At 38.3% G+C, this 355-nt stretch carries 1 protein-coding gene; it reads left to right on the forward strand.

The window, feature by feature from the left end; all coding sequences use genetic code 11:
• Nucleotides 1-123: 123 nt before the first annotated feature.
• Nucleotides 124-355: restriction endonuclease subunit S domain-containing protein (locus tag BRO54_RS18995; RefSeq protein ID WP_204378364.1), on the forward strand; the 232-nt coding region annotated here is incomplete at its 3' end.

Genomic DNA, 355 nt, shown 5'->3' on the forward strand with positions numbered 1-355 from the left:
AAAGCACTGATTATTCTGATGAGGGTATACCAATAATTCGAATATCCGATTTAAATGGTATGGAAACAACTCCCGAAACCGCTGTTAGGGTTCCTAGGAGAGCTCTACAATGAAAAGTTTTTGGTGCGCAAAGGCGACTTATTAATCGCAATGTCTGGGGCTACTACTGGGAAAATAGGTATATATAATTCGGACGAAATCGCTATGCAAAACCAACGCGTTGGAAATATCAAAACGATTAATGATAACATTTTATATGCAGCGTATAGAAATTATTTTGTGATTAGTTCCTCGACAGAAATTTCGAAATTGGCGTATGGTGGAGCACAGCCAAATATAAGTGGTGCTCTCATTG

This window comes from Geobacillus proteiniphilus, from assembly GCF_001908025.1.
Classification (GTDB): domain Bacteria; phylum Bacillota; class Bacilli; order Bacillales; family Anoxybacillaceae; genus Geobacillus; species Geobacillus proteiniphilus.